This is a genomic window from Pseudoduganella dura (assembly GCF_009727155.1).
Classification (GTDB): Bacteria; Pseudomonadota; Gammaproteobacteria; order Burkholderiales; family Burkholderiaceae_D; genus Rugamonas; species Rugamonas dura.
Genome location: NZ_WNWM01000002.1, coordinates 5618229 through 5633097 on the forward strand (window position 1 = coordinate 5618229; position 14869 = coordinate 5633097).

The window sequence follows — 14869 nt, forward strand, 5'->3', positions numbered from 1 at the left end:
CTACAGCAGTCCCAGGGCGCCGAGCAGCGCGCCCGCCGCCAGCAGCCACAGCAGGTGGATGCGGGTGCGCCAGATCACCAGCGCGGCCGTCACCGATACCGCGTACAGCGGCCAGTCGGTGGCGAAATCGCTGTTGGCGCTGCCGAGGATGATGCCGGTCGAGACCAGCATCGCGATCACCAGCGGCGCCATGCCCTGCTTGAAGGCGCGCACGGCGCGCCGTTCGCGGTTGCGGTGGCCCCAGTTCGCCGCCAGCAGCATCAGCACGCTCGATGGCAGCAGGGCGCCCACCAGCGTCACCAGCACGCCCAGCGCCGCGGCGGCGTAGCTGCCGGCGTTCAGCCCCACGTTCCACCCCATCAGCGCCACGAACAGCACGTTCGGCCCCGGCGCGGCCTGCGCGATCGCGATCGAGTCGTTGAACTGCGTCTGCGTCAGCCAGCCATGCTGCTCGACGAGGTAGCGGTGCATCTCCGCGGTGGTGGCGATCGTGCCGCCCACCGACATCAGCGAGATCATCAGGTAGTGCGCGAACAGGTCGAGCCAGTCGTGCCACGCCAGCACGATCGCCAGGTCCTGGGCCGGAAGCGCGCCGGTCATGGCTTGAGCCTGCGCCACGTGAGCACGCAGCCGGTGCCGCCCAGCACGAGCAGCGCGGCCAGCATCGGCAGGCGCAGCACCACCAGGCCGAACACGCCCAGAGCCGCCAGCGGCAGCGTGACGGCGAGCGGCAGCGGGTGCCGGCGCAGCGTGGCCGCCAGCTTGATGCCGGTCGCCACGATCATGCCGGCCGCCACGGCGGCCATGCCGCGCAGCGCGCCGGCCACGCGCGGATGATCCGAATAATGGGAATAGATCGAGCCGAGCGCCAGCACGACGAGGGCCGGCACCAGCAGCAGCCCCAGCAGGGCCGTGGCGGCGCCGCGCAGGCCGAAGAACCGGCTGCCGATGACGAGCGACAGGTTGCACACGTTCGGCCCGGGCATCGTCTGCGCGACGGCCCATTCCTCGATGAACTCTTCCTGCGTCATCCAGCGCCGCCGTTCGACGATTTCGCGCTGTACCACCGGCAGCACGCCGCCGAAGCCCTGCAGGGCGAGCACGGTAAAAGCGACGAACAGTTCGGCGAGGGAGCGGGGGCGGGCGGGCGCGTCGGTCATGGGGCGCCATTATCCGCGCCCGACTGCCGCGTGTCCATGCGGCGGCGGATCAGCCGCCGATGGCCTTGCGGATCAGTTGCCGCCCGACCGGCCGGCGGTTCAGCCGCCGCCGATGGCTTCCTGGATCACACCGCTGCCACCGCAGTTGGCGCACGGCTTGCCGTCCGCCAGCTTGCCGCTGCCATGGCAGGCAGGGCAGACATCTTCGCCGCTGCCGGGGGTGCCGGGTGGTACTTCATCGCCAGGATTGAGAGGTTCGGTCATGGTGGTCTCCTTGGAAAGATACTGGAGCTTAGCGCGCTACCGCCCTGCGTACTGCGCGGCACCTAACACTGGGGTGGTGCCAGGATGCCTGCGACCGGTTATGCACAAAGATTGTCGGACAGAATGTCCCGTAAATTTTTTCGACAGCTTGATGCAGAATCACCGATGGGCTCGCAAGTCATTGATTTCATTGAGGGCCGGGGCTGCCTTTTGAATGGGCATTTTAAGGAATCTGGCGTCATTACGGGCTGTTTGCCTTGTCAAGGGCGCCTTATCAACAAAGTTATCCACAACTGATGTGGATATTTAAAAAAGTTCTTTGTAATCCGTAACTTAGCGCCACCGATTGATGCAGCTCAAAGAAAGCTTGTACCTAACGGGCGCTCACCCTGCGCATAAGATGGCTGTATGCCTATACAGCCCGCTGGGGCGGCAGGCAGCCGGTGACGGTGAATTGCCCGGGATCGGCGCCCGGTGCCGCCTGCAGGCGTACCGGCGTGCCCGAGCCGTCGAGCGGCACGTCGCCGCTCCATCCGTGCCCGGTGCGCAGCGCGTCGAGGGCCTGTTCGACCGGTTCGCGCAAGGCACGCAGTTCGGCTTCGGCGCGGCCGATTCTCTGCTGCGCTTCGTACAGACTGTGATAGCCGCGCAGCGAGGCGATCACGGTCGTGAACAGCTTGCGCGTGGTCAGGTCCGTCTTGCACCAGAAATCGTTGATGTCGTAGTCGAGGATGATGCTGTGCTCCAGCGCCTGGCCAGGCTGCCCGGTGCGCAGCACGATGCGTACGAGCGGATTGCGCAACTCGTCGCGGATGCGCCTGGCGACCTTCAGGCCGGCATCGGCCGTTTCCATGATGACGTCCAGCAGCACCAGCGCCACGTCGTCATGGCTGCGCAGCACGGCCAGCGCTTCCTCGCCGCTGTACGCGTGCAGGAACGACAGGCGTTTCCCCATGAAGTGGGCATTACTGAGGGAAAACTTGGTAACCACGTGCACATCGACATCGTCGTCGACGATCAGCACTTTCCACGGCGCCGGCGCGGGGGGAGCCTGGGTTTCCGGCTCCGACATGTCGTCTTCTATCATCCAGCCTTCGCTGGCATCTTCCGTCTTGACTTCCATGATGGTCTCGCTGCAACGGTTAAAAGCCACACTATTCCTCGACAGCATTTTTGTCAAAGGTTCTGGTTGCAGCGGTGCAAGGTGCTGCGCTGCGAATATATTTTGCTGCTGTCCGCCAGGCTGCGACGGTACTGCCGAACTGATCTGTAAGTACTTGATTCTACAGGCCGAAAATTTTGCCTCAAGAACGGGCATTTTGTTGAAACCCGCATCATTACTGGCTCTCCGGCTTGTCAAGGCCCCATTGTCCACATCGTTATCCACAACTGAAGTGGATAAGTGCAAAATTAGCTTTAAAAACTGTCGCTTAGCAAGCCTCTGTCAGTTGCTGCATTCTTTCAGCCGCTGCAACTCTTCGAGGAACCGGACACAGGCCAGCGATGGCGGCCAGGGTTCCCAGGCCGTGCCGCCATACAACGGCAGCAGCGGATCGTCGGCCAGCGGCGGCATGCGGATCTTCAGCGTGCGGCGAACCTCGTCGGCCGACCAGCCGACCGCATGCACCGCTTCGCTGGCGGCCGCCAGCCGGTCCGCGCGCTTGTGCGCCAGGTAGCTCGCCGGCGTCCAGGCCGGCAAACCGTAGCGCAGGAACACGGCCCGCTCCAGGCGCTGCGTCAGTTCGCGAAATGCTCCGCCGAGAAACGGTTTCAATACCGAAATGCAGTCGAAGCCCAGCAAGCCTTCCTCGGCGTCATGCAGCAGTTCGCGTAATTGTGTCACCGGATCGAGCGGCGCCGCCGCCGCGTTGCGCCGCAATTGCAGTACCGTCAACGAATGCTGGGCCACCGACAGCGGCAGCGGCCAGGCCGAATGGCCGCCCCAGCGATAGGTGCGGGCCAGTCCCAGCGCCAGGTCGGCGTCGTCCCAGTCGAACGGTGTCGGGTCGAGCAGGTCGAGGCGCTTGCCGGAAGGCATGCGGACCCAGGCGCGGGTGCCAGGCCTGGCCACCGGCAGCGAGGCCGCCGGGCCGGCGCGCGACCCGCGGTGCGTGTCGGATTCCATGGTGCTATCGTACCGCGTCCGGCGCCGCCGGGCGAGCCGGCAGCACGAAACGGATCTCGAGCGTATCCTGCACGGCCATCGCGCCGCCCAGCACCGAGAACGGCGTAATGCCGAAATCGGTCTGCTTCAGCGTCAGCGTGCCCCGTGCCACCAGGCCGGGCGGGGCCGGCTCGATCGTCACCGGCACGGCGAAGGAGCGCGTTACGCCATGCAGCGTGATGTCGGCCTGCAGCGCTCCGGCGTCCCCTGTCCGCCGCGCCCGCACCTCGACCAGCGGGTAGCGCCCGGCCTCGAGCACCTTGGTCAGCATGTTGACGCGGGTGCCCGCAATCGCGTCCGCCGAAGGCTGCTTCGCCAGCCCGGCCTCCTCGCGCAGCGCGGCCTCGTCGACCGTCATCTCGTCGAGGCGGAAGCGCAGCGCGGCCAGGCCGGCCGCCGGGTCCACATGGCCATCGATACGGCGCGCCGCCACCACGTGATCGTGGCCCAGCCGGGCCAGGGCGCCGCCGCGGCGCACGGTGACGGCGATCAGCGCATCGTCGGCGATGCGCAGCACCGGCCCCGCGGCGCGGCCCTGGAGCAGCGCCGCGAACGGATCGGCCGGTTGCACAGCGGCGGGCTGGGGAGGGAGGGACGGCGGCGCGGACGGCGCAGCCGCCGGCGGCGGCACGGGGGCGGCGCAGGCCGCCAGAAGCAGGCAGGCGGCAATGCAGCACGCCGTCGCGCGGGCGGAAGCAACCGGATAATTGCCGGGAACGCCCGTGCCGGGTGGGTTGGCCGGGTTGGCCGGGTTGGCTGGGGTAGCTATTTCCGGCCTCCTGCGCTCGATGTCATTGCCGTGTCATTTCAACGTGAGAAGATGATCCCGCTCTTTCAAATCTCTCCCGATTTGAATCCTTTCACCCGCGTCCCGGACGCGGGTTTTTTTTGCCCCGGCGTCGTCCAGCCTGAACTGGCGCACCACCTGGGCCAGGCCGGCGGCTTCTTCCTGCATCGCGGCGGCCGCGGCGGCGGCCTGTTCGACCAGCGCCGCGTTCTGCTGCGTCACCTGGTCCATGTGGGTGATCGCCACGTTCACCTGTTCGATGCCGGCGGACTGTTCATCGCTGGCCGTGCGGATCTCGGCCATGATGCTGGTCACGCGCCGCACGCTGTCGACCACTTCCTGCATGGTGGCTCCGGCCTGTTCGACGAGCTTTCCGCCCGCTTCGACCTGCGAGACGGAGTTGCCGATCAATCCCTTGATTTCATGCGCGGCGGCCGCACTGCGTTGCGCCAGCGTGCGCACTTCGCCGGCCACGACGGCGAAACCGCGGCCCTGTTCGCCCGCGCGGGCCGCCTCCACGGCCGCGTTCAGTGCCAGGATGTTGGTCTGGAATGCGATCCCGTCGATGACGGCGATGATGTCGACGATCTTGCGCGCCGAGGCATCGATCGAACCCATCGTGTCCACCACCTGCGAAACCACGGCACCGCCGCGTGCCGCCACGTCGGAAGCGTTTTGCGCCAGCGTGTTGGCCTGGCGCGCGTTCTCGGCGTTCTGGCGCACGGTGGCCGTCAGTTCTTCCATCGAGCTGGCCGTTTCCTCCAGGTTGCCGGCCTGCTGCTCGGTGCGGTTCGACAAGTCCTGGTTGCCGCTGGCGATTTCATTGGACGCGTGGGCGATCTGGTCGGCACCGCTGCGCACCTGGCCCACCACCGCGGACAGGCTGGCGCTGATGCCGTTCATCGCGCGCGTCAGGCCGGCGATCTCGTCCTTGCCGTTCACAACGAGCTGCACGGTCAGGTCGCCGGCGGCGATCTGCGTGGCGGCCTGTTCGACCTGCCGCAGCGGCTGCGTAATGTAGCGGCGCACACCGAAGAACATGATGCACGAGAAGCCGAGCAGCGCGGCAAGGCCGGCAGCGGTATACCAGTTGCGCAGCCGCGCCGCCTCGGCAGTGATTTCCTCACGGTAAGCGCCGCCGGCAATGACCCAGTTCCAGGGTTTGAACGTCGCGTAGGCAACGATTTTTTCCCGCGCCCTGGTCTCGTCCGGGTTGAGCCACGGATAAATGATGGTGCCTTCCTGCTTTTCCAGGATCTCGCGGATGAACAGGCGGCCGTCGGCATCTTTCGAATCGAGGATCACATCGCCTTCGCGTTTCGGATGAACCACCAGTTTGCCGTAGTTGGCGCCCGGCGTGCCGTCGAGCACATAGAAATAGCCGGTGGTGCCGATCTTGATCGACTTGATGCGCTCCTTCAGTGTCAGGATCTCCTGCGATACATCCGCGCCCACGTACAGGACGCCAATCACCTTGCCCGAAGCATCGCGTAGCGGATCGTAACGGGTAATGAACGGCTTGCCGAACAGCGTGGCAAGGCCGATGTAGCTCTTGCCGCTGCGCAGCGGTGCGTAGCCGGGATGCTTGTGATCGAGCGCCGTGCCGACCGCGCGGCTGCCGTCTTCCTTCTTCGTGGTCGTCGATATGCGGATGAAATCCTCGCCCGAGGCGACGAAGACCGTGGCGCCGCCGCCGGTGATCCGGGTGAACTGGTCGGGAAGCGTGAAATTATTGTTCAGTATTGTCTCGCCGATCTTCAGCGTCGGCGTGCTTTTCCCCCCGACCTCCACCGTGGCCGAAGGATCGAGCGTGAAAGCGCCATCGAACGAAGCGGCAAACACCTTGGCAAACGAATTGACTTCGCTCACACCCGCTGTATTGAACAGTTCCACCATGTTCTTCACGCCCGTCAGGTCCTGCTGCAGGCTGGCCATGGCGCGCTGCTCGAGCAGCCGGCTGGTGCTGACGCTGATGAACATGATCAGTCCCGTCAGCGTGAATGCCAGCAAAGCGAAGGACATTGCCGTCGTGCGCGAGCCGACACTCCAGTTACGCGGGTTGAAAGTGGTGTTGTTCATTTTATAGTGAATGAAGTTGAAATATTAATTCAGGCGAATTGCCGGTAATTCGGATCAAACCGGAATCATCCCATTATCGGCATTCCAAGCGGAAACATAAATAAAGAAAGTCACCCGCGAATTCGCCCGTTGTATTACGCCAACGTCACGCATTATCGTTTCTGCAATCGGCAGGATAAAAAAGATAACAAAATTCCTTAATGAAGTCCTAAGCCTGATGGCCGGCAATGATGGCAAAGTATCACCTGTACCGCGCGACGCTGTTGCGCGGCAGGTTGCCGGATTCCTCAATCCGGCACGGATTCACGGTCACGATCTCGGCACGATTCGGCATGCAGCCACGATGCATGGTCGATATTGCGGTAAATGCCATTTAATTCCCCGCGCTCTCGACAGAAAGCGTTTTAACCGGTCCCCTCCTCAGATTGCGGCCGGTTTTTTTTTGTCCGCCAGCTTTATGGCCTGCATATCCTCGAATGGCCTGCATATCCTCGAATGGCCGGCATTTCCGCGGGCCGCGATTCTAAGAGATTCGCCGGCATCCGGCAATACCGCGAGGGGCGATGGCGCATTCGGCCGCGGGCATGCGCATTGCCACGGTGGCATGCCTGCACGGGAAGCCGGCATCAACCGACGCGCTTGTACCAGGACCGGCCCTCCATCAATTCCTGGTACTGTCCCGCCAGTCCGTCGCCCGGAGCGCGGTCGATGCCCAGCACGCCGAGCACGGCCAGGCTGTCGTCGAACAGGTGCAGCACGCGCCGGCGCAGCAGCGGGCCGAAGTCGGGCAGGGCGCGCCGGCAGACGATCAGCTGGAATTCATTGAACGACGCGTCGGTGACGAGGTTGTACTGCGCCCACGTGATGCGGCTCTTCAGTTGCGGCACCGGTACCAGCCGGCCGCCCTCGAGATGGAAATACTCGGACAGCCGGCCGCTGCCGCCGACCTGTTCGTAGCGGCGCTGGTACTCGCCCATCTTCTCGAGCGGCAGGGAAGCTGCCAACGCTTCCTCCAGCAGTTCGTCGCTGGACACGGTCGCATGGATCTCCGTGCGCCACAACAGCTGGCGCTCGGCCAGCATCACGGCAACCGTCCAGGCCTGCTCGGCGCCGGCGCAATCGACCAGCCAGACCTTCGGCAGCGGCGCGCCGGGCAGGCACTTCTCGGCCACCGCCACGAGCTCGAGCGCTTCCTGCGGATCGTCGAACATCGACGCCGGCGCCACGCCCAGCGCAAGCAGCAGCGCGCGCGACGCGGCCGGGTCGTGCAGCACGCGGTTCTGCAATTGCGACAGCGTGCGCAGCCCGCGCCGCGCCATCAGCGCATGCAGCTTGCGCTTCATCGCTGCCCGGTCGTGGCTGCGGAAGTCGAAGCCGAAGCGTTGCGCCACCGCTTCGAGCAGCAGCGACAATTCCAGTTCCTCCACCGCCGGATCGGGCGAGCGCCGGCGCTCGCCGGTTTCCCGGTCCGCCGGTACCCCGGCCCGCGCACCCGTTGGCGCCGCCATCAGTGCAACCAGACCCGCATCAGCGACAGCAGCTGCGCCACGTCCACCGGTTTCGTGATGTAGTCCGAGGCGCCGGCGGCGATGCACTTGTCGCGGTCCCCCTTCATCGCCTTCGCCGTCAGCGTGATGATCGGCAGCGACTTGAACTTGGGGATGCGGCGGATCGCCCGCATCGTGTCATAGCCATCCATCTCGGGCATCATGATGTCCATCAACACGATCTCGATCGTCGGATCGCGCTCCAGCACCTCGATGCCGTCGCGGCCGTTCTCGGCGAACGATACCTGCATCTGCTCGCGTTCGAGCAGCGACGACAGCGCGAAGATGTTGCGCAGGTCGTCGTCGACGATCAGCACCTTGCGCCCCGCCAGCCCGGAGTCGAGCGCGTGCACCTGTTCCAGCATGCGGCGCTGCGGTTCCGGCAGGCTGGCCTGCGAGCGGTGCAGGAACAGCGCCGTCTCGTCCAGCAGCCGCTCGGGCGAGCGGGCATCCTTGATCACGATCGTCTTCGCATAGCGTTTCAGCTTGGCCACCTCGCGGCGGTTCAGCTCCTTGGCCGTGTTGATCACCACCGGCAGGTCGCGCAGCGTCATGTCCTTGCCGATGATGTCGAGCAGGTCGAAGCCGGAAATGTCGGGCAGGGTCAGGTCCAGCACCATGCAGTCGAAATGGCTGGTGCGCAGTGCCGCCAGCGCCTCTTCGCCGGTGCCGACGGCGGCGATGTCGACGTCCGTGGCGCCGATCAGCGCCACGATCGCATCGCGCTGGCTCGCTTCGTCATCGACGACGAGCAGGCTGCGCTTGCCGCCCAGCAGGAATTTCTGGATGCGCGCGAACTGCTCCTGCAGCGCTTCCTTGCTCACGGGCTTGTTCAGGAACGAGATCGCACCCGAACGCAGCGCCCGTTCGCGCTCGCGCGAGGCCGACATCACGTGCACGGGGATGTGGCGCGTGCCGGGATCGCGTTTCAGGCGGTCCAGCACGGTGAAGCCGTCGATGTCCGGCAAGTCCAGGTCGAGCAGGATCGCCGATGGCGCGTAATCGCGCGCCAGCGACAGCGCCGAATCGCCGTGCACCGTGACGATGCCCTTGAAGTTCTTCTCGCGGGCGAAATCGAGCACGATCTTGGCGAAGCGTTCGTCGTCCTCGATGATCAGCACCGACGGATCGCCGGGCGCCGTCAGGCCGCGGTCGTCCAGCGTGGACCCGTACACGGCGCCGTCGGCATCCCCGTCGGTCGACGCATCGCCCGGCTCGTCGGCCAGCGGCGGCGTGTAGATGACCTTCGGCGGCAGCGGCACCGTGCGCAGCGTGGCGGGGCGGGGCTGGTCGTAGTTGATGAAGCCGGCGCGGTTGTACGGCAGGTAAAGGGTGAATGTGGAGCCGCTGCCCACGGTCGACTCGACACGGATCTCGCCGCCCAGCAGCCTGGCCAGCTCGCGCGAGATCGACAGGCCCAGGCCCGTGCCGCCGTACTTGCGGGCGGTGGAACCATCGGCCTGCTGGAATGCCTCGAAGATCAGCTGCAGCTTGTCGGCCGCGATGCCCACGCCGGTGTCGCGCACCGAGAACGCCAGCACCGCGTCGGCATTGGCGAGATTCGGATTGTCCGCGCTCCAGCCGTTTTCGACCAGGCCGATGTCCAGCGATACCTGGCCGTGCGAGGTGAACTTGAAGGCGTTGGACAACAGGTTCTTCAACACCTGCTGCAGGCGCGTGGTGTCCGTCATCAGCGAGGCGGGCAGGTTTTCCTTCAGCGCCACCGTGAAGCCGAGGTGCTTGGCCTCGGCCATGTGGCGGAACGTGCGGTCCACGTAGTTGCGCAGGTTGCCGAAGCGGTATTCGGACACGTCCAGCGTGACGGTGCCCGATTCGATCTTCGACAGGTCGAGGATGTCGTTGATCAGCGTGAGCAGGTCGGAGCCGGAGCCGTGGATCGTCTTGGCGAATTCCACCTGCTTGCCCGACAGGTTGCCGTCCGGGTTGTCGCCCAGCTGCTGCGCCAGGATCAGCAGGGAATTGAGCGGCGTGCGCAGCTCGTGCGACATGTTGGCCAGGAACTCGGACTTGTATTTCGACGACAGCGCCAGCTGCGTGGCCTTTTCCTCCAGCGCCAGCTTGGCCTGTTCCACCTCGCGGTTCTTGCGCTCCACCTCGATGTTCTGCTCCGACAGCAGCCGGGCCTTTTCCGCCAGTTCCTGGTTGGTCTGCTGCAGTTCCTGCGCGAGCGACTGCGATTGCGTCAGCAGCGATTCGGTACGGCTGTTCGCCTCGATCGTGTTGAGCACCACGCCGATCGATTCCATCAGCTGGTCGAGGAAGGAGAGGTGGGTCTCGGTGAAGCGGTCGAGCGAGGCGATCTCGATGACCGCCTTGACCTGCTGCTCGAACAGGATCGGCAGCACGACGATATTGGTCGGCGGCGCCGACCCCAGGCCCGAGGACACCACGATGTAGTCGCGCGGCACGTCCGTCAGCCAGATACGCACCTTTTCCAGCGCGCACTGGCCCACCAGGCCTTCGCCGGGCAGGAACGAGGTGGGCAGCTTGCGGCTGGACCGGTAGCCGTAGCTGGCGATCATGCGCAGCCGCGCATCGTCCATCTGCGAATCCATCATGTAGAACACGCCGTGGTGGGCCGACACCAATGGCGCCAGTTCCGACAGGATCAGCTTCGTTACCGCCTGCAGGTCGCGCTGGCCCTGCAGCAGTCGCGTGAAGCGCGCCAGGTTGGTCTTCAGCCAGTCCTGCTGCGCGTTCTTCTGCGTGGTTTCCTTCAGGTTGCGGATCATCTCGTTGATGTTGTCCTTCAGGTACGAGACTTCGCCGCGCGCTTCCACCTGGATCGAGCGGGACAGGTCGCCCCGCGTGACGGCCGTGGCCACTTCACCGATCGCGCGCATCTGGTTCGTCAGGTTGGCTGCCAGCTGGTTGACGTTTTCCGTCAGGTCCTTCCACGTGCCGGCGACGCCCGGCACGTTGGCTTGCCCGCCCAGTTTGCCCTCGGTGCCCACCTCGCGCGCCACCCGGGTCACTTCGGAGGCGAACGACGACAGCTGGTCGACCATCACGTTGATGGTGTCCTTCAGTTCGAGGATCTCGCCTTTCACGTCCACCGTGATCTTCTTGGACAGGTCGCCGCGCGCCACGGCGGTGGTCACCGCCGCGATGTTGCGCACCTGGCCGGTCAGGTTCGATGCCATGAAGTTCACGTTGTCGGTCAGGTCCTTCCACGTGCCGCCCACGCCCGGCACGTAGGCCTGGCCGCCCAGCTTGCCCTCGGTGCCGACCTCGCGCGCCACGCGCGTCACTTCGGAGGCGAACGAGGAAAGCTGGTCGACCATCACGTTGATGGTGTTCTTCAGTTCGAGGATCTCGCCCTTCACGTCCACCGTGATCTTCTTGGACAGGTCGCCGTTCGCCACCGCGGTGGTCACCTCGGCGATGTTCCTCACTTGGCCGGTCAGGTTGCCGGCCAGCTGGTTGACGTTTTCGGTCAAATCCTTCCACGTGCCGGCAACGCCGGGCACGTTCGCCTGCCCGCCGAGCTTGCCTTCCGTCCCGACTTCCCGCGCCACGCGCGTGACCTCGGAAGCGAAGGAGTTCAACTGGTCGACCATCACGTTGATGGTGTTCTTCAGTTCGAGGATCTCGCCCTTCACGTCCACCGTGATCTTCTTCGACAGGTCGCCGTTGGCCACGGCGGTGGTCACGTCCGCGATGTTCCTCACCTGGCCGGTCAGGTTGCCCGCCATCGAGTTCACCGAGTCGGTCAAGTCCTTCCACGTACCGGCCACGCCCTTCACCTGCGCCTGGCCACCGAGTTTGCCCTCGGTACCGACTTCCCGCGCCACTCGGGTCACTTCGGAAGCGAACGAGGAAAGCTGGTCGACCATTACGTTGATGGTGTTCTTCAGTTCGAGGATCTCGCCCTTCACGTCCACCGTGATCTTTTTCGACAGGTCGCCGTTCGCCACCGCGGTGGTCACCGCCGCGATGTTCCTCACCTGGCCGGTCAGGTTCGACGCCATGAAGTTCACGTTGTCGGTCAGATCCTTCCACGTGCCGCCCACGCCCGGCACGTAGGCCTGCCCGCCGAGCTTGCCTTCCGTGCCCACCTCGCGGGCCACCCGGGTCACCTCCGATGCGAACGAGCGCAGCTGGTCCACCATCACGTTGATCGTGTCCTTCAGCTGCAGGATCTCGCCGCGCACGTCCACCGTGATCTTCTTCGACAGGTCGCCGTTGGCGACCGCCGTCGTCACCTCGGCGATGTTGCGCACCTGCGACGTGAGGTTGCCCGCCATCGAGTTGACCGAGTCGGTCAGATCCTTCCACGTGCCGGCCACGCCCTTCACCTGCGCCTGGCCGCCCAGCTTGCCCTCGGTGCCCACTTCGCGCGCCACGCGCGTCACTTCGGACGAGAACGACAGCAGCTGTTCCACCATCGTGTTGGCGGTGGTGGCGGCGCGCAGGTACTGGCCCTTGAGCGGATGGCCGTCCACTTCCAGCGCCATGGTCTGCGACAGGTCGCCCTTGGCCACCGCGCCGATCACGCGCGCCATCTCGGTGGTGGGGCGCACCAGGTCGTCGATCAGCGTGTTGACGGCGCTGATGATCGTGGCCCAGCCGCCGGACACGTTGGCGACCGGCGCGCGCTGCGTCAGCCGGCCCTCGCGGCCCACCACGCGGCTCACCTCCGTGACCGACTTCACGATGCGCTCGTTGGTCTCGATGATGTCGTTCAGGGTGTCGGCGATCTTGCCTGAAACGCCCGACCAGTCGGACGGCATGCGTGCCGAGAAATCGCCTTTTTTCAGCGCCATCAGGGTTTGCAGGATCAGCTTCAGATCCAATTCCTCGGGCAGTTCGGTCATGTCGTTCATCGACGGGTCCTCAGTGTCTAATAGTATGTGGTTCGAGTACTTCGGGCAGCAGTTCCGCCAGTTCCTGCGCGGTGCGCGGGGCGCTGAACAGCGCGCCCTGCCAGTCGTCGCAGCCCAGCGTGGCCAGCACGGCCAGCTGGTGCGCATGGTCGACGCCGATCGCGGCGACCTCCATCGACAGCGCGCGGGCCAGGTGCACGATGGCGGCCACCAGGTCGGTGCCGCCGGCATTGTCGCCGATATTGCGCACGAAGCCAGGTTCGATCTTCAGGATATCGAGTCCCAGTTTCTTGCAGGCGGCCAGGCTGGTGCCGGAATGGCCGAAGTCGTCCAGCGCCAGCGTCACGCCGCCCCCCTGCAGCTGGCGCAGCAACGGTTCGACCGTGGCATTGTGGGCCGCCAGCAGCGACTCGGAAATCTCCAGCACGATCGCACCGGCGGGCAAGTGATGCCGGCGCACTTCGGCCAGCAGGCGCGCCGGCAGGTCCGGGCCCAGCGCCGGCGCGACCAGGTTCAGCGCCACGCGGGCGCGGGCCAGCGGCGAATCGCCGGTGCGCCAGGCTGCGGCCTGCGCGCATACGGTGGCCATCACCCACGAATCGACGCGCTCGAGCAGGCCGCGATCCTGCACCACCGGCAGGAACGCGGCGGCCCCGATCCGGCCCAGGCGCGGATGCTGCCAGACCAGCTGCGCCTCGACGCCGCGCACCTGGCCGCTGGCCAGCGCCACCTGCGGCTGGTATTGCAGGTCGAGCTGGCCGGCCGCCAATGCATGGCGCAATTCGCCAGTCCACTGTTCGCGCTCGTGTTCGCGGCGGTTCATCTCTTCGTGGAAAAAGCGGATGTTGCCGCCCTGGGTATCCACCTTGCCGCCCGCGTTGCTGCCTGCATTGCCACCCGCATTGCCGCCGACATTGCCGATATTCTGCTTGCGTTCTTCCTTGGCGCGGTACATCGCCAGGTCGGCGCTTTTCATCAGCGCCCTGGCGCTGGCGCCATCGTGCGGATAGACGGCGATGCCGATGCTGGTGGACGTGTGCACCCGGTGCTCGACGATGGTGAACGGGCGCGCATGCGCGCTGGCGATCTTGCGCGCCACCCGCGCCGCGTTCTCGGCGGGCGCCTTGCCCTCGATGAGGACCACGAATTCGTCGCCGCCCAGCCGCGCCACCACGTCCGACGCGCGCACCGCGGCGGACAGGCGCGCCGCCACCTGGCGCAGCAGTTCGTCGCCGACATCGTGGCCGAAGCCGTCGTTGATCTGCTTGAATTCGTCCAGGTCGAGGAACAGCAGCGCGAACTGGCTGCGCCGGCGGTCGCTCGATGCCACCGCGTGTTCCAGGTGCTGGATCAGCGAACGACGGTTGACCAGGCCCGTCAGCGCATCCTTCGTCGACAGCTCGTGGGCGCGCTGTTCGGCCTGCTTGCGCTCGGCCACTTCCAGTTCCAGTTCGCGGTTGGCGCGCTCCAGGTCCTGCAGCCGCTGCGAGCGCAGCTCGGCGTTGACGCGGCGGGTTTCCTCGGCCTGCGCCTGCAATTGCTGGTGCTTGCGGATCAGCTCGACGAAGACCCCCACCTTGGCATGCACCACCTGCGGCACCAGCGGTGCGCTCAGGTAATCGGCGGCACCGTGTTCGTACGCGCGCAGCCGGTGCTGCTCGTCCGCATCGGTGGTGGTGACGAAGATGACCGGCAACGCCGCCGAGCGCGGGTGCGAACGCAGCGCGGCGGCGGTTTCGAAACCGTCCATGCCGGACATGTCCACGTCCAGCAGGATCACGGCGAAATCCTGGCGCAACACCTCGCGCAGCGCCTCGTTCCCCGAGCGGGCCTTGACGAGTTCATAGCCGAACCCGTCGGCATGCGGGGCCAGCAGACTCTCCAGCGCCAGCAGGCTGGCGGGATCGTCGTTCACGAGGAGGACTTTGGGAATATGCACGACGACGTCACCCGGTATTTTTCGTTGTAGAAGATACGCTTGTGCGGGCGCGAGTCAAGAAAAAACGACGGACATGTCCGCT

10 protein-coding genes are annotated in these 14869 nt (G+C 65.6%); all 10 read right to left on the minus strand.

Annotation, left to right across the window (positions count from 1 at the left end):
* Window positions 1–600 carry a chromate transporter gene (locus GJV26_RS24540; protein ID WP_155711274.1) on the minus strand — a complete coding sequence of 200 codons (600 nt, stop codon included), beginning with the start codon at window positions 598–600 and terminating at the stop codon, window positions 1–3.
* Window positions 597–1160, minus strand: coding sequence for a chromate transporter (locus GJV26_RS24545; RefSeq protein WP_155711275.1), 564 nt, complete (start codon window positions 1158–1160; stop codon window positions 597–599). The genes GJV26_RS24540 and GJV26_RS24545 overlap by 4 nt, the downstream gene beginning before the upstream one ends.
* 99 nt (window positions 1161–1259) lie before the next feature.
* Window positions 1260–1424: a hypothetical protein gene (locus GJV26_RS29830; RefSeq protein WP_173346262.1), complete on the minus strand. Its 165-nt coding sequence runs from the start codon at window positions 1422–1424 to the stop codon at window positions 1260–1262.
* A gap of 412 nt (window positions 1425–1836) precedes the next feature.
* The gene (locus GJV26_RS24550) at window positions 1837–2547 is read right to left on the minus strand and encodes a response regulator (protein WP_229419427.1); all 711 of its coding nucleotides are present in this window, start codon (window positions 2545–2547) and stop codon (window positions 1837–1839) included.
* A 321-nt stretch (window positions 2548–2868) separates the two neighbouring features.
* Window positions 2869–3462: a phosphohydrolase gene (locus GJV26_RS24555; protein WP_155712699.1), complete on the minus strand. Its 594-nt coding sequence runs from the start codon at window positions 3460–3462 to the stop codon at window positions 2869–2871.
* Window positions 3463–3553: 91 nt separating this feature from the next.
* Entirely contained in the window at window positions 3554–4159 is a 606-nt protein-coding gene (locus tag GJV26_RS24560) for a YceI family protein (RefSeq protein ID WP_229428001.1), read from the minus strand.
* 231 nt (window positions 4160–4390) lie between these two features.
* Complete coding sequence (locus GJV26_RS24565) at window positions 4391–6397, minus strand: methyl-accepting chemotaxis protein (RefSeq protein ID WP_229419428.1); 2007 nt, start codon at window positions 6395–6397, stop codon at window positions 4391–4393.
* Between the two features lie 683 nt (window positions 6398–7080).
* Window positions 7081–7962 carry a CheR family methyltransferase gene (locus GJV26_RS24570; RefSeq protein WP_155711278.1) on the minus strand — a complete coding sequence of 294 codons (882 nt, stop codon included), beginning with the start codon at window positions 7960–7962 and terminating at the stop codon, window positions 7081–7083.
* Window positions 7962–12848 carry a hybrid sensor histidine kinase/response regulator gene (locus GJV26_RS24575; protein WP_155711279.1) on the minus strand — a complete coding sequence of 1629 codons (4887 nt, stop codon included), beginning with the start codon at window positions 12846–12848 and terminating at the stop codon, window positions 7962–7964. The genes GJV26_RS24570 and GJV26_RS24575 overlap by 1 nt, the downstream gene beginning before the upstream one ends.
* 10 nt (window positions 12849–12858) lie before the next feature.
* On the minus strand, window positions 12859–14787 hold the full coding sequence (locus GJV26_RS30760; protein WP_189442327.1) for an EAL domain-containing response regulator: 1929 nt from the start codon (window positions 14785–14787) through the stop codon (window positions 12859–12861).
* Window positions 14788–14869: the final 82 nt, after the last annotated feature.